This is a genomic window from Catellatospora sp. TT07R-123, assembly GCF_018327705.1.
Taxonomy (GTDB): Bacteria; Actinomycetota; Actinomycetes; order Mycobacteriales; family Micromonosporaceae; genus Catellatospora.
The window spans coordinates 4,502,794-4,525,038 of record NZ_BNEM01000001.1 but is presented as its reverse complement, the minus strand read 5'-3'; the positions used below and the strand labels follow the sequence as shown (position 1 = coordinate 4,525,038).

General features: G+C 71.7%; 22 protein-coding genes and 1 tRNA gene. 12 read left to right on the top strand and 11 right to left on the bottom strand.

What is annotated here, in order from left to right; all coding sequences use genetic code 11:
* Positions 1-63: 63 nt before the first annotated feature.
* From Cs7R123_RS19625 to Cs7R123_RS19600, 6 genes are all read right to left on the bottom strand, one after another.
* Positions 64-882, bottom strand: coding sequence for a WecB/TagA/CpsF family glycosyltransferase (locus Cs7R123_RS19625; protein ID WP_212828458.1), 819 nt, complete (start codon positions 880-882; stop codon positions 64-66).
* A 5-nt stretch (positions 883-887) separates the two neighbouring features.
* A complete protein-coding gene (locus Cs7R123_RS19620; protein WP_212828457.1) occupies positions 888-1,952 on the bottom strand; it encodes an NAD-dependent epimerase/dehydratase family protein in 1,065 nt (354 codons plus the stop codon).
* 155 nt (positions 1,953-2,107) lie between these two features.
* Entirely contained in the window at positions 2,108-3,349 is a 1,242-nt protein-coding gene (locus tag Cs7R123_RS19615) for a hypothetical protein (protein WP_212828456.1), read from the bottom strand.
* Positions 3,330-3,863 carry an RNA polymerase sigma factor gene (locus Cs7R123_RS19610; protein WP_212828455.1) on the bottom strand — a complete coding sequence of 178 codons (534 nt, stop codon included), beginning with the start codon at positions 3,861-3,863 and terminating at the stop codon, positions 3,330-3,332. Before Cs7R123_RS19610 ends, Cs7R123_RS19615 begins: the two co-directional genes overlap by 20 nt.
* 81 nt (positions 3,864-3,944) lie before the next feature.
* On the bottom strand, positions 3,945-5,138 hold the full coding sequence (locus Cs7R123_RS19605) for a HAMP domain-containing sensor histidine kinase (protein ID WP_244871921.1): 1,194 nt from the start codon (positions 5,136-5,138) through the stop codon (positions 3,945-3,947).
* Positions 5,135-5,791, bottom strand: coding sequence for a response regulator transcription factor (locus Cs7R123_RS19600; RefSeq protein WP_212828454.1), 657 nt, complete (start codon positions 5,789-5,791; stop codon positions 5,135-5,137). The genes Cs7R123_RS19605 and Cs7R123_RS19600 overlap by 4 nt, the downstream gene beginning before the upstream one ends.
* 163 nt (positions 5,792-5,954) lie before the next feature.
* Between Cs7R123_RS19600 and Cs7R123_RS19595 the strand changes: the two genes are divergently transcribed.
* From Cs7R123_RS19595 to Cs7R123_RS19580, 4 genes are read left to right on the top strand one after another with little or no spacing between them, the layout of a single operon-like run.
* A complete protein-coding gene (locus Cs7R123_RS19595; RefSeq protein WP_212828453.1) occupies positions 5,955-6,506 on the top strand; it encodes a hypothetical protein in 552 nt (183 codons plus the stop codon).
* Entirely contained in the window at positions 6,503-7,588 is a 1,086-nt protein-coding gene (locus Cs7R123_RS19590; RefSeq protein ID WP_244871920.1) for a peptidoglycan-binding protein, read from the top strand. Before Cs7R123_RS19595 ends, Cs7R123_RS19590 begins: the two co-directional genes overlap by 4 nt.
* Positions 7,585-8,253: an ABC transporter ATP-binding protein gene (locus Cs7R123_RS19585; RefSeq protein ID WP_212828452.1), complete on the top strand. Its 669-nt coding sequence runs from the start codon at positions 7,585-7,587 to the stop codon at positions 8,251-8,253. Before Cs7R123_RS19590 ends, Cs7R123_RS19585 begins: the two co-directional genes overlap by 4 nt.
* On the top strand, positions 8,250-9,494 hold the full coding sequence (locus tag Cs7R123_RS19580) for an ABC transporter permease (RefSeq protein WP_212828450.1): 1,245 nt from the start codon (positions 8,250-8,252) through the stop codon (positions 9,492-9,494). The genes Cs7R123_RS19585 and Cs7R123_RS19580 overlap by 4 nt, the downstream gene beginning before the upstream one ends.
* A 335-nt stretch (positions 9,495-9,829) precedes the next feature.
* On the opposite strand, the gene Cs7R123_RS19575 is transcribed toward Cs7R123_RS19580, so the two are convergent.
* A tRNA-Leu gene (locus Cs7R123_RS19575) sits at positions 9,830-9,915 on the bottom strand.
* Between the two features lie 309 nt (positions 9,916-10,224).
* On the opposite strand from Cs7R123_RS19575, the gene Cs7R123_RS19570 reads away from it, so the two are divergent.
* The 7 genes from Cs7R123_RS19570 to pknB all read left to right on the top strand — a co-directional run bounded on the left by Cs7R123_RS19570 (position 10,225) and on the right by pknB (position 18,740).
* Positions 10,225-10,974, top strand: coding sequence for a DUF3662 and FHA domain-containing protein (locus Cs7R123_RS19570; protein WP_212828448.1), 750 nt, complete (start codon positions 10,225-10,227; stop codon positions 10,972-10,974).
* A 5-nt stretch (positions 10,975-10,979) separates the two neighbouring features.
* Positions 10,980-11,468, top strand: a complete 489-nt coding sequence (locus Cs7R123_RS19565) for an FHA domain-containing protein (protein ID WP_212828446.1) — start codon at positions 10,980-10,982, stop codon at positions 11,466-11,468.
* On the top strand, positions 11,465-12,820 hold the full coding sequence (locus Cs7R123_RS19560; protein ID WP_212828445.1) for a BofC C-terminal domain-containing protein: 1,356 nt from the start codon (positions 11,465-11,467) through the stop codon (positions 12,818-12,820). Before Cs7R123_RS19565 ends, Cs7R123_RS19560 begins: the two co-directional genes overlap by 4 nt.
* Positions 12,821-12,965: 145 nt before the next feature.
* Positions 12,966-14,285: an FtsW/RodA/SpoVE family cell cycle protein gene (locus Cs7R123_RS19555; protein ID WP_374707003.1), complete on the top strand. Its 1,320-nt coding sequence runs from the start codon at positions 12,966-12,968 to the stop codon at positions 14,283-14,285.
* On the top strand, positions 14,282-15,790 hold the full coding sequence (locus Cs7R123_RS19550) for a penicillin-binding protein 2 (protein ID WP_212828443.1): 1,509 nt from the start codon (positions 14,282-14,284) through the stop codon (positions 15,788-15,790). The genes Cs7R123_RS19555 and Cs7R123_RS19550 overlap by 4 nt, the downstream gene beginning before the upstream one ends.
* Positions 15,790-17,040 (top strand): serine/threonine-protein kinase, encoded by a 1,251-nt coding sequence (locus Cs7R123_RS19545; protein ID WP_212828441.1) that lies wholly within the window; start codon positions 15,790-15,792, stop codon positions 17,038-17,040. The genes Cs7R123_RS19550 and Cs7R123_RS19545 overlap by 1 nt, the downstream gene beginning before the upstream one ends.
* Complete coding sequence (gene pknB, locus Cs7R123_RS19540) at positions 17,037-18,740, top strand: Stk1 family PASTA domain-containing Ser/Thr kinase (protein ID WP_212828437.1); 1,704 nt, start codon at positions 17,037-17,039, stop codon at positions 18,738-18,740. Before Cs7R123_RS19545 ends, pknB begins: the two co-directional genes overlap by 4 nt.
* Positions 18,741-18,804: 64 nt before the next feature.
* Here pknB and Cs7R123_RS19535 read toward each other — a convergent pair whose 3' ends face one another.
* The 4 genes from Cs7R123_RS19535 to Cs7R123_RS19520 are packed head-to-tail and all read right to left on the bottom strand — an operon-like array spanning position 18,805 to position 21,738.
* Complete coding sequence (locus Cs7R123_RS19535; protein WP_212828436.1) at positions 18,805-19,449, bottom strand: aminodeoxychorismate/anthranilate synthase component II; 645 nt, start codon at positions 19,447-19,449, stop codon at positions 18,805-18,807.
* A 5-nt stretch (positions 19,450-19,454) separates the two neighbouring features.
* Positions 19,455-19,730, bottom strand: a complete 276-nt coding sequence (locus Cs7R123_RS19530) for a hypothetical protein (protein WP_212828434.1) — start codon at positions 19,728-19,730, stop codon at positions 19,455-19,457.
* Positions 19,730-20,914: a class E sortase gene (locus Cs7R123_RS19525; protein ID WP_212828432.1), complete on the bottom strand. Its 1,185-nt coding sequence runs from the start codon at positions 20,912-20,914 to the stop codon at positions 19,730-19,732. The genes Cs7R123_RS19530 and Cs7R123_RS19525 overlap by 1 nt, the downstream gene beginning before the upstream one ends.
* An 11-nt stretch (positions 20,915-20,925) precedes the next feature.
* Positions 20,926-21,738 carry a DUF881 domain-containing protein gene (locus Cs7R123_RS19520; protein ID WP_212828431.1) on the bottom strand — a complete coding sequence of 271 codons (813 nt, stop codon included), beginning with the start codon at positions 21,736-21,738 and terminating at the stop codon, positions 20,926-20,928.
* A gap of 117 nt (positions 21,739-21,855) precedes the next feature.
* Between Cs7R123_RS19520 and Cs7R123_RS19515 the strand changes: the two genes are divergently transcribed.
* Entirely contained in the window at positions 21,856-22,119 is a 264-nt protein-coding gene (locus Cs7R123_RS19515) for a cell division protein CrgA (protein ID WP_212828429.1), read from the top strand.
* Positions 22,120-22,245: the final 126 nt, after the last annotated feature.

Genomic DNA, 22,245 nt, shown 5'->3' with positions numbered 1-22,245 from the left:
AAGGGCACCTGCCACCTTGGGATGAGATGAGAAGGTGCCCTTCTTAGCTTCTCTGCGCGTGCCTCAGACGGCGAAGGTGGCCGGCGACTCCGTCGCCGGTGTGGCGGGCGTGGCGCGCCACAGGCGCGTCTTCTGCGCCCCGAGCCGGGCCAGGTACTTCGGGTTGAGGATCAGGTACCGGCGCCACAGCCGCTTGGGCTCCAGGCCCAGGCGCCACAGCCACTCCAGGGCGTACTTCTGCATCCACGCCGGAGGCTTGCGCAGGCCGCCCGCGTGGTAGTCGAACGCCGCGCCGACCGCCAGCAGCGGCATGTCCAGGTGCGGCCGCATCGCGTAGGTGAACTTCTCCTGCCGGGGGCAGCCGAGCCCCACCAGCACGATCCGCGCGCCCGATGCGGCGATGCGGGACGCGATCTGCGGCGCCTCGCCTGGCTCCACGCCGCGGAACTTCGACGGCTCGGAACCCGCGATCTTCAGCGCCGGGTACTTGGCGATCAGGGCCGGGATCAGCCGGTCCAGCACGGGCTGGGTGGAGCCGTAGAGGTACACCGGCAGGCCCAGCTCGGCGGCGCGGCCGAGCACGCGCAGGGTCAGCTCCGGGCCGTACACCCGGTCGCGCAGGCCCGCGCCGTGCAGCACGTTCAGCGCCCAGCGCACGGGCTGGCCGTCCGGGGTGATCAGGTCGAAGCTGTTGAGCTGCGCGCCGAGCGTGCGGTCGGCGACGCCCTCCATCACGCCGTGCACGGCCAGCGCCGTCACCGCGAAGGGCCGGCCCTCGGCCGCCGCGCGGACGATCCGCTCGGTCGCGTCGGCGTAGTCGGTGGCGTCGACGAAGACGCCCAGCACGTTGCGCTTGCTGCTGCCGTTGAGCGTGGTGGTCATCGGGCCTACACCCACTTGTCCGCGTTGGCCTCGTAGATCTCGCGCAGGATCGCCGGGACGTCGTAGGTCATCTGCCAGTCCGGGTAGTGCGCCTGGAACTTGGCCATGTCGCTGACGTACCACTGGTGGTCGCCGATGCGGTTCTGCTCGACGTAGTTCACGCTGGCCTGCTTGCCGGTGATCTGCTCGGCGATCGCGAACGCCTCCAGGTGCGAGGTGTTGGAGAACCGGCCGCCGCCGAGGTTGTAGACCTCGCCCGCGCGGGGGTTGCGGTAGAACGCCTCGAACGCGGTCAGCACGTCGTGGGAGTGGATGGCGTCGCGGACCATCTTGCCCTTGTAGCCGTACAGGTTGTAGGTGCGGCCCTCCATGACGCAGCGCATCAGGTACGCCAGGAAGCCGTGCAGCTCGGCGGCCGAGTGGGCCGGGCCGGTCAGCGTGCCGCCGCGGAACGAGGCGGTCCGCAGGCCGAAGTAGCGGCCGTACTCCTGCACGGCCACGTCCGCGGCGACCTTGGAGACGCCGAAGATCGAGTGCAGGCTGTTGTCGATCGTCATGTCTTCGGTGATGCCGTTGGCGAACTGGTGGGCCGGGTCGATCTCGTACCGGGTCTCCTGCTCCACCAGGGGCAGGCGGTTCGGGGTGTCGCCGTAGACCTTGTTCGTCGAGCAGAAGATGAACGCCGCGTCGGGGGCGAACTGGCGGGTGTACTCCAGCACGTTGAGGGTGCCGCCCGCGTTGACGTCGAAGTCGGTGAACGGCTCCTTGGCGGCCCAGTCGTGGCTGGGCTGCGCGGCCGTGTGGATCACGAGCGAGATGTCCCGGCCGTACCGCTCGAAGATCTTGGAGAGCACGTCGCGGTCGCGGATGTCGACGTCGTAGTGCGTGTACGAGTCGCCGAGCTTGCTGGTGAGGTTCACCAGGCTCCACGCGGTGGAGCCGTCCTCGCCGAAGAAGTACTTGCGCATGTCGTTGTCGATGCCGACCACGTGCATGCCCAGGCCGGCGAAGTGACGGGCCGCCTCTGAACCGATCAGGCCGGCCGAGCCGGTCACCAGCGCAACGCTCACCACATACTCCCTGTCACCATCGACGGACGCGACCAGCCGAGAGCTTACCTGGCCTGCTGCCCGAAACGGGGAGCGCGTCAGTAGCGCGCACCCACCCTCACGCAGCGTGACGATCGCGCTGCGGGAAGGCGGGTGCGCAGGGTGGGTGCGCGGTGTCAGTACAGCCTGATCCACTCGCGGACGGGCCCGGCGCCGGGACTGAGCCACAGGCCGTCGCCGTAGCCGAACAGCGTCCCGTCCGCCGACTGCTCGATCCCGTCGAACCCGGGCAGCCCGGGGACCTCGGAGATCACGCCGTGCTCGGTCAGGTACCAGGTGCGCCGGGTGTCGCTCAGGACGAGGCCGCCCTGCTCGCCCAGGGAGCGCACCATGTGCGGCTGCTGGCCGTCGAGGTTCAGGTCGAAGCGGCGCCACTGGTCGTAGTCGAGGTGGTATGCCAGCCCGTCGGCGCAGGCCACCCAGACGTCGTGCCCGTCGGGCGAGATCACCAGGTCCGGCAGGCTGCCGAGCCCGGTGCTGTAGATCTCGGGCAGCTGCTGCCACGACCGGGCGGCGTCCACGCTGACCTGGACCCGGATCCGCCCGCTCGGGGCGACCTGCGAGATCACCCAGAGCCTGCCGTCGCCGCCGCGGTGCACGGTCGCCGCCCCGGTCATGGGGCCGCCGAGCTCGGGCTGGACCGGGACCGGACCCGACCCGAGCCGGACCAGCTCCATCTTGGCGCAGTTCAGGCCCGCGCCGCCGTCCTCGAAGCCGGTCGCCCCGGGGCAGCGCACCGCGTAGCCCTCCCGGCCGTCGCGCCGCGACTGCGCCAGCTGCGCCTGCGGCGGCGGCTGGTTCAGCGGGTACGACGAGAAGTGGGCGCCGCCGTCGGTGGTGAGCAGGTACTTCTCCCCGATCAGGTGCAGCGTCAGCGTCTGCCCGTCCAGGGGGTACAGGTTGACCACCTTGCCGGTCAGATCCGGGGTCTGCGCCCGCCGCCAGGTGCGCCCGCCGTCGCCCGTGACGCCTACGGCCATCGCGCAGGGGTCGCTGCCGGTGCAGCGCTCGACCAGGGTCCAGCCGTGGTCGGCGTCGGTGAAGACGACCGTGGGCGGGGCCTGCGTCTCGAATCCGGGCACCCGGACCGGGCGCGTCGCCCGCACCGGCGCGACGGCGCCGGACGAGACCGTCGGCGTGGGCTGGAGCACCGGAGCCTCCCCGCCGCCGCCGTACATCCCCGCCAGCAGCAGGGGAGCGGACACGGCCAGCAGGGCCAGCGCCCCGAGCCCGCCCCGGCGGGTGCGCCGCCGACGGCGCACCGCGTCGTCCACCAGGCCCAGCCCGGCGGGCCGGAACGTGCCCGCGGCCGCGGCCTCGAATTCGGCGAACGTCTCCTCAATGCGCGGCTCGGACACGGCTGTTCTCCTCTCGGGGGTCGGTGAGCGAAGCGGCGAGCGCGGTGCGCCCCCGCGACAGCCAGGAGCGCACGGTGCCCTCGGCGACACCCTCCTGCTCGGCGATCTCGGCGGTGGTCAGGTGGCCTAGGTGGTGCAGCACCACCGCGCGCCGCTGGCGGGCGGGCAGCTCGGCCAGCGCCCGGACCAGTGCCACCCGGTCGGGCTCCGGGCCGGGCAGGTGCTCCTCACGCTGGCGGGACAGGTAGCGCAGCGCGGTCAGCCGGCGGCGCAGGCGGCTGGTGGCGAGGTTCCAGGCGACCCGGCGCACCCAGGCGGCGGGGTCGTCGTACACGCTGATGCGGTGCCAGCGGTCGAACGCGCGGCAGAACGCCTCCTGCGTCAGGTCCTGCGCCTCGGCATGGTCGCCGAGATACGCGTAGAGCTGGGTCGCCAGGCGCTGGAAGTGGCTGAGGTAGAGGTCCGCGAACGCCGGATCGCCGCGTTCGGCGGCGGATGGCGCGGGTGGTGGCATGCTCGGCTCCCCGATGGCGGGCCGCCAGGGTGGCGGCTCCCCAGTGACACGTCCGGTACCGCGGGGATGTTGCAGCCGATTTCAGCCGGGCGGGAGGACGACCGTGACGACGAGACCGCCGCCCTCGCGCGGCACCGCCGCCACCTCGCCGCCGTGCGCGCGGGTGATCGCCGCGACGATGGACAGGCCCAGCCCCGCACCCTGGCCGGTGATCCGGTCCCGGCCGAGCCGGCGGAACGGCTCGAAGATCACCGGGATCTCGTACCGGGGCACCACCGGCCCGGTGTTCGCCACGGCCACCTCCCGGCGGCCGTCGGGCAGCGTACGGCTGGACGCCCGCACCCAGCCGCCGGGCGTGTTGTGCCGGATGCCGTTGTCGACCAGGTTCTGCACCAGCCGCTCCAGCAGCACCGGGTCGCCGTCGAGCTCGGCCTCGGCGGCGTCGGCCCGCACCCGTACGTCGGCGGCGGCCGCCTCGGCCGCGGACTGGGCCACCACGTGCTCCACCACGTCGGCGAGGTCGACCGGTGACCGGTCGGCGAGCTCGTTCTCGGAGCGGGCGAGTAGCAGCAGCCCGTTGATCAGGCGCTCGTGCCGGGTGTTGATCTCCAGCAGCGTCTCGCCGAGCCGCTTCACGTCGTCGCTCGCGGTGCGCCGGTGCATGGCCAGCTCGACCAGGGACCGGTTCAGCGTCAGCGGCGTACGCAGCTCGTGCGAGGCGTTGGCGACGAACCGCCGCTGCCCGTCGAAGGCCTGGTCCAGCCGGGCCAGCATGGCGTCGAAGGTGTCTGCCAGCTCGCGCAGCTCGTCGCGCGGGCCGGTGAGCGCGATCCGCTCGTGCAGGCCGAGGGCGGCGGCCGGGGCGGTGCCGATGCGCCGGGCGGTCTCGGTGATGCGGTGCAGCGGCGACAGCAGCCGACCGGCGATCACCCAGCCCATGGCGATCGAGATCGCACCGACGACGGCCAGCGCCACCGCGCCCTGGGTCAGCAGCGACGCCCGGGTGGCCTGGCGCAGGTCGTCGGCCTGCGTGCTGAGGTAGAGCATGGTGTCGGGGGCGCCCTGGATCAGCACCCGCTGCTCCCGGCGGCCGGCGACGCCCGCGACCTTGGCCGGATCGGGCAGGTCGAACGAGAACGGCTGGAGCAGCTTCTGGTCCAGCAGGAAGTAGGTCACCGCCAGCAGGGCCAGGCCCGCGACCAGGAACAGGGCGCCGTAGAAGAGGGTGAGCCGGGCCCGGATGGTCAGGCGGCCCGGCGACAGCATCCTGATCATGGAATCTGGTACCCCACTCCGGCGACGGTGTGCACGACCGCGGGCTCGCCGAGCTTACGGCGCAGTTTGAGGATGGTCAGCCGGACCGCCGAGGTGAACGGGTCGGCGTGCTCGTCCCACACCTTCTCCAGCAGCACCTCGGCCGAGACCACGGCCCCGTCGGCGCGCAGCAGCTCGGCCAGCACGCCGAACTCCTTGCGCGACAGCGGCACATACCGGCCGTCGCGGAAGACCTCGTGCCGGGCCGGGTCCAGCCGGATGCCCGCTCTGGCCAGCGTCGGCGCGGCGGCGGCCCGGCTGCGCCGGCCCAGCGCGTGCACCCGCGCGGCCAGCTCGGGGAAGGCGAACGGCTTGGACAGGTAGTCGTCGGCGCCCAGCGACAGCCCCGCCACCCGGTCGCCGATCTCGGCGGCGGCCGTCAGCATCAGCACCCGCGCGGTCGACCGGGAGCCGACCAGCACCCGGCACACGTCGTCGCCGTGCACCCGGGGCAGGTCCCGGTCCAGCAGCACCACGTCGTAGTCGTTGACCGCGATCCGTTCCAGCGCCGCGTCCCCGTCGTACGCCACGTCGACGGCGTGCGCGTCGTCGCGCAGCCACTCGGCGATGGCGTCGGCGAGCAGCGCCTCGTCCTCGACCACGAGCACCCGCATCTGCTGTGTCCCTCCCTCGGCTTCGCCGACCCATAGTCACCCGACGTGCTGTTTCTTCGCTGTTAGCCCTGGCGGAAACGGTCGGGAAACGGCCGGACGCGAAGAGTCCGGGCCGGACCGCGGGACTGTGCCCGTGGCGTGGATCACGCGAGGGAGACACCTGATGACCACGAGACGGCGGTGGGGCGCGCTGTTCGCCCTGCCACTGGCGGGCGCGCTGGCCCTGGCCGGATGCGGGCAGGCGCCCGAGGACGACGGCATCGCCTCGGCGGGCGGCGGCAGGGCCACCGCGACGCCCAGCGCCGGGCCGAGCCTGAGCCGCCAGGAGAAGGGGCTCAAATTCGCCCAGTGCATGCGCGAGCACGGCATCGACATGCCCGACCCCGACCCCGACGGCCGGATCACCATCCAGGGCGGTCCGGGGGACAAGGACAAGATGGACGCGGCGAGCAAGGCGTGCGAGCAGTACGCCCCGTTCGGCGACCGCGGCGGCGTCGGCCCGGATCCGCAGATGGCCGAGAACATGCGCAAGTTCGCCCAGTGCATGCGCGACAACGGGGTGCCGGACTTCCCGGACCCCGACGGCGGCCGCATGATGATCGACCAGTCGGTCGGCGAGGACCCCGACTTCCCGGCCGCGCAGAAGAAGTGCGAGGCGGAGTTCCTGCCCGGCATCAGCAAGGGCGGCCCGGACGGTCCCGGGGGCAAGCCGTGACCGACGAGATCCAGCCCGGCCGCCGTCGCCGGTCGGGCCGCACGGTGCTGCTGGCAGCGGGCGCGGTGGTCGCGGCGGGTGCCGCGGTCGCGGCCGCGACCGGATTCGGGGGTACGGCGCAGAGCCCGGCCGGCACCGCCGCGCTGCCCCCGGCCACCGCGGCGGTGACCCGGCAGACCCTGCTGGACACCCAGACCGCCGACGGGGAACTGGGCTATGGCACCACCAGCACGCTGGCCGCCCGCCTCCAGGGCACGGTGACCCGGCTGCCCGAGGCGGGCACGGTGCTCCGGCGCGGCCAGGCCGCCTACCGCCTCGACGACACCCCGGTCGTCCTCATGTACGGCGCCGTCCCGGCGTACCGGCCGCTGCGGCCGGGGACCGAGGGCGCCGACGTGCGCCAGCTGGAGCAGAACCTCAGGGCGCTCGGGTACACCGGGTTCACGGTCGACGACGAGTACAACGCCGCGACCGCGGCGGCGGTCAGGAAGTGGCAGGACAAGCTCGGGCTGCCGGAAACCGGCGTGGTCGAGCTGGGCCGGGTCGTGTTCACGCCCGGCGAGATCCGGGTGGACAGCCTGACCGCCGAGGTCGGCGAGCCCGCCGGGCAGGGGGTGCTGACGTACACGGGCACCACCCGGGTGGTCGTGGTGCAGCTCGACGTGGCCGACGAGCGGCTGGCGAAGAAGGGCTCGGCGGTGACGGTGCAGCTGCCGGGCGGCGGCACCGTCCCGGGGCGGATCGCGAAGTCGTACACCGTGATCGAGGCGGGTGACGGCACCCCCGGCTCCTCGGCCGAAACCAAGATCGAGATGGTGGTCACCCTGGACGACCAGAAGCCGCTGGGCACCATGACCCAGGCCGCCGTCGACGTCGTCTTCACCGCCTCCCAGCGCGAGAACGTGCTCACGGTGCCCGTCGCGGCGCTGGTGGCGCTGCGCGAGGGCGGCTACGGCGTCGAGGTCGTCGAGGGCTCGGCCAGCCGGTATGTCGCCGTCGAGGCGGGCCTGTTCTCCGACGGCCGGGTCGAGGTCAGCGGCGACGGGCTCGCCGAGGGCATGACCGTGGGGATCCCCCGGTGATCGCCCTGGCGGACGTCCGCAAGACGTACCCGGGCGGGGTCACCGCGCTGGACGGGGTCAGCCTCACCGTCGCCGCCGGCGAGCTGGCCGCGATCGTCGGCCCGTCCGGCTCCGGCAAGTCCACGATGCTGCACGTCGTCGGCACCCTCGACCGCCCCAGCGCGGGCCGCGTCGCCATCGACGGGTACGACGTGGCGGACCTTTCCGACCGCAGGCTGTCGGCGCTGCGGGCCGCCCGGATCGGGTTCGTGTTCCAGCAGTTCCACCTGGCTACGGGCGTGCCGGCGCTGGACAACGTCGCCGACGGGCTGCTCTACCGCGGCGTCCGCCGCGCCGAGCGGCGCCGCCGGGCCGCGGCCGCCCTGGCCCGGGTGGGCCTGTCCCACCGGCTCGACCACGAACCGCACGAGCTGTCCGGCGGCGAGCGCCAGCGCGTCGCCATCGCCCGCGCGGTCGTCGGCGATCCGCCGCTGCTGCTCGCCGACGAGCCCACCGGCAACCTCGACTCCGCCTCCGGCGCCGGGGTGATGGAGCTGCTGCACGACCTGAACCGGGGCGGCACCACGGTCGTGATCATCACGCACGACCGCGAGATCGCGGCGGGCCTGCCCCGGCAGGTGCACATGCGCGACGGTCGGATAGTGGCCGACGAGGTGACGCCATGACGACCTGGATCAGCCTCGACCCGGCACCCGGCGCGCCCGCCCGGCCCCGGCTCGTCCCGGCCCGGCTCGGGCCCGGCGACGTGCTGCGCGTCGGCGGCGTCGGCCTGCGCACCAGGCCGGTGCGGGCGCTGCTGTCCGCACTGGGCATCGCGATCGGCATCGCCGCGATGGTCGCCGTGGTCGGCATCTCCTCCTCGTCGCGGGCCGAACTCGACCGCACCCTGGCCGCGCTCGGCACCAACCTGCTCACCGTCGCCCCCGGCCGCACCATGTTCGGCGAGGACGCCCACCTGCCCGAGGAGTCGGTGCCGATGATCGGCCGGATCGCCCCGGTCGAGCGGGTGTCGGCAGTGGGCAAGATCACTGGAGCGAAACTGTACCGGTCCGACCTGATCCCCAAGGTGCAGACCAACGGCCTGTCCGCGTACGCCGCCCGCACCGACCTGCCCGCCACCGTCGGCGCCACCCTGCGCAGCGGCACCTGGCTCAACGAGGCCACCGCCGGATATCCGGCCGCCGTCCTCGGCGCCACCGCCGCGCAGCGGCTGGGCATCGGCCGTGCCTCGCCCGACACCCGGGTCTGGCTCGGCGGGCAGTGGTTCACCGTCGTCGGCATCCTCGACCCGGTCGCGCTCGCGCCGGAACTCGACACCGCCGCGCTGGTCGGCTGGACCGCGGCCGAGCAGCGCCTCGACTTCGACCGGTATCCGACGGTGGTCTACACCCGGGTGAAGGAGAACGCCGTCGACGCGGTGCGCGCGGTGCTCGCCGCCACCGCCAACCCGCAGGCGCCCAACGAGGTGGACGTCTCCCGGCCGTCCGACGCGCTGGCCGCCAAGCAGGCCGCCAACCAGGCGTTCACCGGCCTGCTGCTGGGCCTGGGCGCGGTCGCGCTGCTGGTCGGCGGGGTAGGCGTGGCCAACACCATGGTGATCTCGGTGCTGGAGCGGCGGGCCGAGATCGGACTGCGGCGCTCGCTGGGCGCCACGCGCGGACACGTACGGCTCCAGTTCCTGTCCGAGTCGCTGCTGCTGTCGGCGCTCGGCGGCGGGGCAGGGGTGCTGCTCGGGATCGCGGTGACGGGCGGGTACGCGGCGTACCAGCGCTGGCCGACGGTGGTGCCCGCCTGGGCGATGCTCGGCGGGCTGGGGGCGACGCTGGTGATCGGGGCGGTGGCCGGCCTGTACCCGGCCGTCCGCGCCGCCCGCCTCTCCCCGACGGAAGCCCTCGCCACCCCCTGACCGCCACCCCCGACCGCCACCCCCGACCGCGAACCCCCGACCGCGACCTCCGGCACCCGCGACCACCCGTCGCACCACGGCTCGCCCGAGCCCCCACCCGGTTTTCCATAAACGCTGGCCTATCTAGAGGACAGATTTCCGCGATTGTTCCTCTAGATAGGCCAGCGTCGACTTAAAACGGGGCTTGATCACGGGTTGCGGTCAGAAGGGGTGTGTTTGGAGGCGTGTTCGGACCTGAAACGCCGATCATCGCCACCCGCCGCCGAATCGGAACCACGGCAGGGACGGGTTGCGGACAAAAAAGTGAGGGGCTCCAGTCGGAGCCCCTCACTTGCTGGTGGGGAAGGGGGGAGTTGAACCCCCACGCCCTTTCGGGCACACGGACCTGAACCGTGCGCGTCTGCCATTCCGCCACTTCCCCGGCAGACTTGCTGTTTTGCTGCGGCCTTACTATTACAGCCGGAACATTATGGCATGTCCCAGACACTCACCGGGAGTGACCTCCCGAAGCGTGCTGGCACAGCTTACGCTATGCCTGCTCCGCTTCGCCAACCGGTTACCCGGCGGGCGGCGCGGTCAGAACATTAGCACGACCACCTGGCCAAGTGTGAAATCGCAAGCGAGGATGGGTGATCGTGCGGGCGTGGCGTCGGCAACGGCGAACGTATTGGGCGAAGACGCGGGAGTGGAGGGCAGATAACATCATGTCCTCGGAACCCGAGGAGGACCGGTGAGCGTGTTGCAACGCTTCGAAAAACGGCTGGAAGGCCTGGTAGAGGGCGCCTTCGCGAAGGTGTTCAAGGGGGTCGTCCACCCTGTGGAGATCCTGAACGCCATGCAGCGGGAGGCAGAGGCCCACAAGGCGATCCTGGTCGGTGGGCGCACGCTCGTGCCGAACCGCTATGTGATCGACCTCTCGCCTTACGACCACAGCCGGCTGGCGCCGTACGCGGCGGCGCTGGCGCAGGAGCTGGCGCAGTCGCAGGCCGAGTTCATCGGTGAGCAGGCCTGGACGGTGTACGGCGACGTCATCGTCGAGATCGAGCGCGGCGACGGCCTCGACACGGGCATGTTCCGCGTCTCGGCCGAGGTCTACACGGCCGATCAGGCTCCGCAGGCGACGTACGAGGCCCCGCCGGCCTACCCGTCGTACCAGCAGCAGGGGGGCATGCCGCACGGCGGCGGTGCTCCCGGCACGCGCAACGTGCGGCTGGTGTCGGGTGACGGGCGGACGTTCCCGCTGGCGATCGGTTCGACCACGATCGGCCGCGGCGACCAGGCCAACCTGCGCCTGCCGGACGTCGGCATCTCGCGCCGGCACGCCCGCCTCGACTTCGACGGCGCCCAGGTGGTGCTGACGGACCTCGGCTCCACCAACGGCACGATGGTCAACGGTCAGCGCGTCTCGGCGGTCGCCCTCAACCCGGGCGACATGATCCAGATCGGCACCACGACCCTGACGTTCCGCGTGGACGGCTGATCGGCTTGCCCGAGATCGTTCTCACTGCCGCCAGGTTCGGATTCCTCGTCCTGCTGTGGATCTTCGTGTTCACGGTGGTCGGGGTCATCCGCCGTGACCTGTTCGCCGGCTCCCGCACGGGCCGGCTGGTCGCCGCTCCGCGCGGGGTCACCGGCGCGGCGGCGGCGGGGGGTGCGCGCCCGGCCAAGGTCAAGAAGGGCCGGGCCGCGCACACGCTCGTGGTCACCGCGGGCTCGCTGGCCGGGACCAAGATCACACTGGGCGAGGCCCCCATCACGATCGGCCGCGCCGAAGACTCCACCCTGGTCATCACCGACGACTACGCATCGGCGCGGCATGCCCGCCTGGTGCCGCGTGACGGCCAGTGGATGGTGGAGGACCTCGGCTCGACCAATGGCACGTATCTGGACCGCTCCAAGGTGAGCGGTCCTACTCCCGTACCCCTCGGCGTGCCGATCCGCATCGGCCGCACTTCCCTCGAATTACGGCCATGACAATCATCCTGCGCTACGCGGCCCGCAGCGACCGCGGTCTTATCCGGGACGGAAACCAAGACTCCGTCTACGCTGGACCGCGGCTGCTTGCCGTCGCGGACGGCATGGGAGGCATGGCGGCCGGCGACGTCGCCAGCAACATCGTCATCGGGGCCATGGCCCCGCTGGACGAGGACGTGCCCGGCGACGCGATCGTCGACTCCCTGCGCTCAGCGGTCAACCTAGCCAACCAGCAGCTCCGTGACACCGTGGACGCCAACCCGCACCTTGAGGGCATGGGCACCACGCTGACCGCGATGCTGTTCACCGGCTCCAAGCTGGGCATGGCCCACATCGGCGACTCGCGGGCATACCTGCTGCGCGACGGCGAGTTCACCCAGATCACCAAGGACGACACGTACGTCCAGATGCTGGTGGACGAGGGCCGGATCAGCGCCGAGGAGGCGAGCAGCCACCCGCAGCGGTCGCTGCTCACCCGGGCGATGGACGGCCGCGACATCGAGCCTGAGTACTCGGTGCGTCCGGTGCACGCCGGCGACCGCTACCTGATCTGCTCCGACGGCCTGTCCGGCGTGGTGAGCGCCGAGACGATCGCACAGAGCATGCGGGAGTACGTCGACCCGCAGGCCTGCGTCGAACGGCTGATCGCCCTCGCCCTGCGCGGCGGCGGCCCCGACAACATCACCGTGATCATCGCGGACGCCACCGACGAGGACATCGTCGAGCAGGCGCCGGTGGTCGGCGGTGCGGCGGCCCGCGACCGCGGCAACAGCTCCGAGGGCCAGGTCGAGTCGACCCCGGCCGCGCGCGCGTCGGCCCTGACGGCCTCGCCGCGCCCGTCGGTGCCGGAACCCCCGGCCCCGGCGGCGGAGCCGAGCGCCCGCTCCGCCCGCCACCCGGTCCGCACCACGCTGCTCGTGGTGGTGCTGCTGGGCCTGCTCGGCGGCGGTCTGTGGACGGCCTGGCAGTACACCCAGACGCGCTACTACATCGGCGCGACCGAGGAGGGCCAGGTCGCGATCTTCCGGGGTGTTCCCGGGCAGATCGCCGGCTTCGACCTGTCCGAGGTGCGGGAGGTCAGCCAGACCAAGCTCGCCGACCTGACCGCGGTGGCCCAGGAGCAGGTGCGCAAGGGCATCCAGGCCGACGACGAGGCCGACGCCCGAGCCCGCCTCGACGACCTGGTCCGCGACGACCCGTCGAACATGAACATCCTGCCGACCTGTCCGCCGTCGGCGAGTCCGTCGCCGTCGCCGTCCGCGTCGGCGTCGGTCGTCCCCAGCGCGACCGCCAGCCCGGCCACGCCCAACGAGCCCGTCGTGCCCAGCCCGGTTCCCTGCCGGTCGAATTGAGGCCGAAACCATCGTGACCACCCCTCACACCGCTCCTCCCGTGTCCATGCCCGAGACGCCGGCCGAGACCGCGCCGCGCTTCCCGCGCCTGGACGCGGCCGCGTCCCGTGCCCGCCGCACGGAGCTGTGGCTGCTCCTGCTCGGCATGGCCCTGGTCGCCGCATACCTGGCGATGGTCGAGGCGAACATGCTCGACCGCGTCACCATGGACTTCTGGTATCCGGCCGGCGTCCTGGCGGCCGTGTTCCTGGGTCTGCACCTGGTGATCCGGCTGCGCGCGCCGTACGCCGACCCGGTGCTGGTGCCCGCGGTCGCCCTGCTCAACGGCCTCGGCGTGGCCTTCCTGCGCCGGCTGGACCTGGGCCGGGCCAAGGCGGCCACCCGCGCCGACCTCGCGATCTTCGCCGGGGACGGCGGCAAGCAGCTGCTCTGGACGCTGATCGCGGTGACGGGGGCGGCGGTGCTGCTGTGGTTCGTCCGCGACCACCGCTCGATCTCGAAGTACGCGTTCACGCTCGGCCTGGGCGGCATCGTCCTGGTCATGCTGCCCGCGGTGCTGCCCGCCAGCATCTCCGAGGTCAACAACGCCAAGCTGTGGATCCGGTTCGGCGGCTTCTTCGCGATCCAGCCCGGTGAATTCGCCAAGCTGGCGCTGCTCTCCTTCTTCGCGTACTACCTGGTGCGCAAGCGGGAGGTGCTGGCCCTGGCCAGCCGGCGCATCCTCGGCATCGACTTCCCGCGCGGGCGGGACCTGGGCCCGGTCATCGTGGTCTGGGCGATGAGCCTGCTGGTCCTCGTCTTCGAGAAGGACCTCGGCACCTCGCTGCTGTACTTCGGCATGTTCGTCGTGACGCTCTACGTCGCCACCGAGCGGGTCAGCTGGCTCATCATCGGTCTGCTGCTGTTCTTCGGCGGCGCGGTGCTGGCGTACGTGCTGGCCGGGATGGTCGGCGGCCCGTTCACCAACTTCGGGCAGCGCGTCGACATCTGGCTCGACCCGTTCGGCGACCCGTACGAGCGCGGTTATCAGCTCGTGCAGTCGCTGCTGGGCCTGGGCACGGGCGGCCTGTTCGGCACCGGCCCCGGCGCGGGCAACCCGCTCCAGGTGCCCGAGGTGCGCAACGACTTCATCTTCGCGGGCATGGGCGAGGAGATCGGCCTGTTCGGGCTCACCGCCCTGCTGGTGATGTACCTGCTCGTGGTCGAGCGCGGCATCCGCGCCGGCCTGGCGGTCCGTGACTCCTTCGGCAAGTTGCTCGCCGGTGGCCTGGCGTTCACGCTCGGTCTACAGGTCTTTGTGATCATCGGAGGCATCAGCAAGCTGATCCCGCTGACGGGTCAGACCACGCCGTTCCTGTCCGCAGGCGGCTCGTCGCTGGTGGCCAACTGGTTGCTGGTGGCGCTCATCCTGCGCATCTCTGATGCGGCCCGTACCCCCGCCGTGACTGGAGGTGGCCGCCGGTGAACGCCCCTCTGCGTCGTGTCGGTGTCGTCGTGATGGTGCTGTTCGGCCTGCTCTTCGCCAACCTGAACTGGGTCCAGGCGTACAAGGGCAACGACTACCGGACCAGCCAGTACAACGGCCGCGTGCAGATCGACGAGTACGACCGCCAGCGCGGCTTCATCATGGCCGGCGGCAAGGAGATCGCGCTCAGCAAGGAGACCGAGGACAACCTCAAGTACCTGCGCGTCTACCCCACCGGGCCCGCGTACGCGCACGTGCTGGGCTACAAGCCGGTCAACGGCTCCGCCACCGGCATCGAGCAGATGGAGAACGACTTCCTCGCCGGCACCTCGGACAAGCTGTTCGCCGACCGGCTGAGCGACATGTTCACCGGTGAGCACACCGCCGGCGGCAACGTGGTGCTGACGCTGTCGCGCACCGCGCAGGAGACGGCGTACAAGGAGCTGACCAGCAACCGCAACGGGGCGAAGGTGGGCGCGGTCGTCGCGCTCGACCCGAGCACCGGCGCGATCCTGTCGATGGTCTCCATGCCGAGCTTCGACCCGAACCCGCTGGCGCAGCACAGCACCACCAAGGCGGCGGACGCGTACGCCCAGCTGAACAGCCGGGCGGACAAGCCGCTGCTCAACCGGGCCACGCAGGAGCGCTGGCCCCCGGCGTCGACGTTCAAGGTGCTGGTCTCGGCGGCGGCGCTGGGCAACGGCGCCAACCCCGAGACGCCGCTGGACGCGGGTCCGACCTACCAGGCTCCGGGCACCACCCACGTGATCAAGAATTCGTCCCCGGGCGTCTGCCCGGATGACAAGATCACGCTGAAGCAGGCGCTGACGGTCTCCTGCAACACCGCGTTCGCGCGGCTGGGCGTGGACCTGGGCGCGCAGCAGATCTCCGACACGGTGAAGGCGTTCGGCTTCTACGACGACGAGCTGCGGGTCGGCAACCTGTCGGCGCTGGACAAGGCGCCGCGGGTGGCCGAGAGCGTGACCGGCCCGCTGACCACCTCGTCGGGCGGTGACGACAAGCCGACCATCGCCATCTCGTCCATCGGCCAGGCCGAGGTCAAGATGACCCCGATGCAGGGCGCGCTGATCGCCTCGTCGATCGCCAACGACTGCTCGCAGATGCGGCCGTACCTGGTGGACCAGCTGGTGGCGCCGGACCTGACCTCGAAGCTGTACGTGGCCTCGCCCAAGGAGCTCCGGCGGACCTGCACCGCGACGGTCGCGGGCCAGCTGCGGGAGATGATGGTCAGCGTCGTCGAGAACGGCACCGGCAAGAAGGCGCAGATCGACGGGTACCAGGTCGGTGGCAAGACCGGTACGGCGGAGAACGACGAGGATGCCAAGTCGCACGGCTGGTTCATCGGTTTCGCGATGAAGGACGGTCGTCCGGTCGTGGCGGTTGCGGTGTTCCTGGAGAATGCCGGCAAGGGCGGCAGCGGCGAGGCCGCTCGTATTGCGGGACAGGTCATGCGTGGTGTGATCGCGGACAAGGGTGGCAAGTGATGGTCTCCCCGGGCACGCTCCTTAGCGGCCGTTACCGCATCGACGATCGGATTGCGTCGGGCGGCATGGGCGATGTGTGGCGCGGCACCGACACGGTGCTCGACCGCGAGGTCGCCATCAAGGTGATGCTGACGGCTCTGCTGGAGGATCCGAACTTCGTCGAGCGGTTCAAGGTCGAGGCACGCACCATGGCCACGGTCAACCACCCCGGCGTGGTGCGGGTCTACGACTTCGGCATGGACCAGGTCGCATACCTGATCATGGAGTACGTCGAGGGCGACCCGCTGGCGCGTACCCTCAACAAGTTCGGCCGCCTGACCGCGGCCCGGACCATGCTGCTGGTCGCGCAGGCCGCCGACGCGCTGCAGGCCGCGCACGAGAAGGGCATCGTGCACCGGGACGTCAAGCCGGGCAACCTGCTGGTGCGTCCCAACGGCACGCTGGTCCTCACCGACTTCGGCATCGCCCGCTCGGCCGCGGCCAGCCAGCTCACGGCCACCGGCGCGGTGATGGGCACCGCCTCCTACCTGGCGCCCGAGCAGGCGTCGGGCGCGGGCGCCTCGTCCTCGTCCGACATCTACTCCCTCGGCGTCGTGGCCTACCAGTGCCTCACCGGCAACCGGCCGTACGACGGCGACACCCCGCTCGAGATCGCGATGAAGCACGTCAACGGCACCCCGCCGCCGCTGCCGAACGAGATCCCGCCGGTGGTGCGCCAGATCGTGCAGCGGGCGATGGCCAAGGACCCGGCCAAGCGCTGGCCGTCCGCCGCCTCGTTCGCCGACGCGGCCCGCCAGGCGGGCAACGCGCTCAACCAGAGCGGGCCGACGCTGCCGATGCAGCCCGTGGCGGCGACCCCGGTCTCGGCCCGCCCGGTCAGCCCCGGCGGCCGCCCGGTCAGCCCGGCCCAGCCGTCCGCGAACGGCGGGTTCCGGCCCGGGGCGGCGCAGGTGCCGCAGGTGGCGCCGAAATCGCCGCCGCAGCGGCCGATCTCGGCGCAGCCTCCCGTCGTTGAGCGCAGTGGTGGGAAGACGGCCCTGGTCGTCGTCCTGGTGGTGCTGGGCATGCTGGGTGTGCTGGCCTGCGCCGGGTTCCTCGGGTACAAGGCGAGGAAGGCGCAGAACCAGGGCAGGGGGTCGCATGTCGGCCTCGTGTATTCGGAACAGGTCACACTTTCAGCTGAGGATTGGCTGAACGGAGCTGGCCGAGTGAGCATGGACCAGATGACCGAAGGACGACGTACGCGATGAACGCGCAGGCGCGCCTGCTTGGCGGCAGGTATCAGGTCGGTGAACTGCTCGGCTACGGCGGCATGGCGGAGGTGCACCGGGGCCGCGACCTGCGGCTCGGGCGTGACATCGCGATCAAGATGCTGCGTACCGACCTGGCGCGCGACGCGACCTTCCAGATGCGTTTCCGGCGCGAGGCGCAGAACGCCGCCGCGCTGAACCACCCGGCCATCGTGGCCGTGTACGACACCGGCGAGGAGCGCGCGCCCACCGGCGAGGTGCTGCCCTACATCGTCATGGAGTTCGTGGCGGGGCACACCCTCAAGGAGGTGCTGGCCGCCGAGGGCCGGATGATGCCGCGCCGGGCGCTGGAGATCACCGCGGACATCTGCGCCGCGCTGGAGTTCAGCCACCGCCACGGCATCATCCACCGCGACATCAAGCCCGGCAACGTCATGTTCTCGCCGAACGCCCAGGTCAAGGTCATGGACTTCGGCATCGCGCGGGCGCTGGCGTCCGGCGCGACGACCATGACGCAGACCTCGGCGGTGATCGGCACCGCGCAGTACCTCTCCCCGGAGCAGGCGCGCGGCGAGCAGGTCGACGCCCGCTCGGACGTGTACGCGGCCGGCTGCGTGCTGTTCGAGCTGCTCTGCGGCCATCCGCCGTTCGTGGGCGACTCGCCGGTGGCGGTGGCCTACCAGCACGTACGGGAGGAGCCGCCCGCGCCGAGCCAGAGCAACCGCGACGTCACCCCCGACATCGACGCGGTCGTGCTCAAGGCGCTGTCGAAGAACCCGGCCAACCGCTACCAGTCGGCCGGTGAGATGCGCGCCGACCTGCTGCGCGCCGCCGCGGGCCGCCCGGTGCTGGCCACGCCGGTGCTGCGCGAGGAGCAGACGGTCCCGATGACGGCACCCGCCCGGGGCGGGTCCAAGGGCGGCACCGCCCCGGCCCGGGTCGGCGACGCCCGCCGCCGCCGCGCCTCCGGCTGGGTCATCGCGACCCTGACCGCGCTGGGCGTGCTGGCCGTGGTGGCGCTGACGGCCGGGCTGATCCTGGCCAACCGGCCGAAGGACGTCACGGTGCCGAACCTGTTCGGCAAGACCGAGGAGGAGGCGAGGGCGGTGCTCACCGCGGACGGCCTCAAGGGCCATCTCGGTGACCCGGTCCGCAACTCGACCTGCACGCCCGAACGGGTCGCCGAGCAGAACCCCGAGCAGGGCCAGACGGTCAAGGAGAACGCCGAGGTCGTCTACCGGATCTGCAACGGCAAGCCGACCACCACGGTGCCGGCCCTCAAGGGCCTCACCAAGGAGGACGCGATGACCCAGTTGCAGAGCGCGAACCTGACCGGCAACTTCGTGGACGAGCCGAGCAACCTGCCCGCCAACACCGTGACCCGGTCGGACCCGAACACGGGCACGTCGCTGTCCGTCGGCTCCACCGTCACCGTGTACATCTCGAAGGGCGACCTGGTCGAGGTGCCCGGCGTGGTGGGCAAGCCGGTGGACCAGGCGCAGGCGCAGCTGGAGCTGGCCGGGTTCAAGGTGAGGATCGCGTACGCGACCACCACCGACGCGGGGCAGGCGGGCACCGTCAAGAACCAGGATCCCGGTAGCGGCACGCTGAAGCAGAAGAACTCGCAGGTCACGATCGTGGTCTGGAAGCTGGAGGAGGCGCCGCCGAGCCCGTCGGTCTCGCCGTCGCCGCCCGCCTGACGCACCGTCAGCCGTCGAACGGCGCTCTCCCGGTCGGGGAGGGCGCCGTTTCGCGTACGGGGGTTCAGCAGTCGAATGCGGCCAGCCGCCGCTGCTCCACCTCGGCGGCCAGCTCCGGTGCGCGGTCCAGCGCCTCCGGCAGCCCGCACGCCGCGAGCCAGTTGGCCAGCATCAGATGCCCGCCCTGGGTCAGCACGGCCTCGGGATGGAACTGGACGCCCTCGACCGCCAGCTCCCGGTGCCGCATCGCCATCACGACGCCGGAGTCGGTGCGCGCGGTGACCTCCAGCTCCGGCGGCAGCGTCTGCTCGGCGACGGCCAGGGAGTGGTAGCGGGTGGCGGTGAACGGGTCGGGCAGCCCGGCCAGCACCCCGGCGCCGCTGTGGTGCACCGGTGACGTCTTGCCGTGCAGCAGTTCCGGGGCGCGCACCACGGTGCCGCCGAAAGCCTGCCCGATCGCCTGGTGGCCCAGGCACACCCCGAGGATCGGCAGCGTTGCGGCGTACGCCCGGATGAGGTCCAGGCAGATCCCGGCGTTGTCGGGGGTGCCCGGCCCGGGTGACAGCAGCACCGGGGCGTCCAGCTTGCCGACCTCGTCGAGGCTGATCTCGTCGTTGCGCCGCACCTGGCAGTCGGCCCCGAGCTGCCCCAGGTACTGCACCAGGTTGTAGACGAACGAGTCGTAGTTGTCGATCACCAGGACCTGCACGGCACTCACCCCGCGGGCAGGACCGCGGTCGACGACGGGTCCGCAGTGGCGGCCGGGGTGCCGGACGGCGTGCCCGCCGACGGGCCCGGGGTCGGGTCGTCCACCTGCGAGTACCCGCTCTCGGGGTCGCCGACCTGCACGTCGTCGAAGGGCAGCAGCGGCTCGGCCCACGGGAACACGACGTACCAGAGCAGGGCGCCGACGACCCCGAGCAGCACGACCGTGCCGCCGAGCTTGCCGGGCAGCCCGAACGGGAGCTTGCGCCAGATCCAGGCGTACATCAGGCACCGCCTCCCAGCTCGGCCGGGCGGCCGTCGGCCCGCGGCTGCTCGGAGACGAGCGTGCCGTGGATGATCAGCCGCTGGTAGTTGTCGAACTTCGGGTTGCAGGTCGTCAGCGTGATCAGCTTCCCGGCGGTCAGGCCGGGCGGCGTCGGCCGCACCACCTCGACGGCCGTGGGCAGCACGATGCGCTGCTTGACCACCTCGTAGACGTACCACATGTCGGAGGTCTCCACGACGATGCGGTCACCCGTCTTGATCTGGTCCAGGTCCCAGAACGTGGCCCGGTTGCGGTGGCCCGCCACGGCGAAGTTGCCCGCCTGGCCCGGCATGGCGCTGTTCGGGTAGTGGCCGGGGGCGTACCGGATGTCCTTCTGGGTGACGCCCTGCACCACGACCCAGTGCTTGTTCAGCTTGGGCAGGTAGAGCCGGGCCACGGCCTTGCCCGCGGCGGGCGGCGCCTGCGGGGCCGGGCTCGGGCCGGCCGACGGGGCCACGGTGGGGTTGCCCCAGGCCAGGCCCTGCTCCAGCTCGCTCTGGTGGGCGTCGACGATGGCGGTCTTGCCCCAGACCTCGTACGCCGCGAAGAGCAGGACGATCAGGCCGAACGTGATCATCAGCTCGCCGGTCCCGCGCAGCGTCCCCCGGATCACCGAGCCGGCCGTGGTCCGCGTGTACTCCGCGTGGGCGCTGCGGTAGTTCTTGTCCCCGGCCCGGACCGCCTTGACCGGCGTCGGCGCCGGGTTGCCGCTCCAGCGCGGGCGCGGCGACGGCTTCGCGGCCGGTTCGTCCGGCGGGGGAGCGGGCGGCACCGCGCCGAGCAGGCCCGTCTCGTCGGTGGCGACGGCGCGGCCGGTGGCCGACACCGGCGCGGGCCGGGCGACGCCCGAGCCGCCGATCCGGGGCAGCTGGGTGGTGGCGTCGGCGTCGACCGGGCGCGGCGGCGCCGCCGCGGGCGCGGAGGACCAGGACAGAGGCGTCTGCGGGCGGATGACGGGGAGCACCGTCGTCGAGTCGGCGGGCACCACCGCCAGCACCGTGGTGGCGTCGGCGGGCACGATCGGCAGCACGCTGGTGATGCTCGCGTCGGCGGGGAACGCCTCGGTCGGGACAGGCTCGGCCACCACGGCGGGGAACGTCGTGGTCTCGTCGTCCTCGGGCTCCGGGGCGCGATGCCTGCTCATGTCTCTCCGCCTCAGCGCTGGTGCGGGACGGAGGCGTGCCGCAGCTCAACCGACCCCTGGTATGGGGGTGCGACGATGTTCGTTTCGGTGCTGACGCTATAGCCCAGACCGTAGTCCCGTACAGCGGCGCGGAACGCCTGCACGCCGGGGGCGGCGTCCAGCGCCGCGCGCAGCAGGGCCGGGTCGCCGATCGCCTTGATGACGAACTCAGGGGAGTAGCGGCGGCCGTCGAGCAGCAGGGTGTTGCCGACACACTGCACGGCGGTGGTGGTGATGACCCGCTGACCCATGATCGTCATACCCTCGGCGCCGCCCGCCCACAGGGCGTTGACCACGGCCTGCACGTCCTGCTGGTGCACCACCAGGTCGTCCTGGCTCGCCGCGTCGGGGTTCTGCGCCCGGCTGGGGGCGTCGTTGAGCCGCACGGTCAGACCGGGGCCGTGGATGGCGGTGAGCCCGGCGGCGGTCAGGTAGCCGGCCCCGCGGGCCTGCTCCTCGGTGATCGCGCCGTCGCCGCCGGCCTGCGTACGCGTGGCCGCGTCGATCTCGTTGCGCAGCTGCTCGGCCCGGGTCTTGGCCCGGTCCGCCTCGGCCTGCTTCTTGTCGATCAGCTCGGACAGCTCGACCCGCCGGTCCTCGCGCAGCGCGAAACCGTTGGAGGTCGTGGCGCTCAGGGTGAACAGCAGACCCGCGAGCATCGCGATCAGTGGCACGCCGAGGGTCCAGCCGTGGCGCCCGCTGCCGGGCCGCGGTCCGGGCCGGAACGCGCGCAGGGCCCTGAACACGGCTTTTCGCCACGACGAGGTGCCGGATGTGTATTCCACCACTCCCCCTTCGTGCCAAACTGCGATGACCTGACTACGCTATCTGTCGAACATTATTCAGGCCCATGCCCAAGGTCATCCAGACCGGTGTGGGCAGGGCCCCTCCAGGAGACCATCGTGCCGAAGTCGCAGGTCCGCAAGAAGAAGATCTACACGCCGCCGTCCGACGTGTTGCCGACCACGAGTGCCGCGGAGAAGCGCCCAAGCCCGATCTGGCTGCCGATCACAGCGGTAACTCTGATCGTCTTCGGTATCGCCTGGCTGGTCATCTACTACCTGTCCGGCACCACCTATCCGGTTGAGGGCTGGGGTTACTGGAACCTCGCCGTCGGCTTCGGTGCCATGGTGACCGCCCTCGGCCTGCTGTCCAAGTGGCGCTGAGGAACTGACGACGCTCCATCCGTACGACCCCACCCCGTTCGCCCCTAGCAGGCGAACGGGGTGGGATGCGTTGTGCCGACCCTCACATTACTGAACGGTAACTAGGGCGTAGGCTGCGTGTGGTCT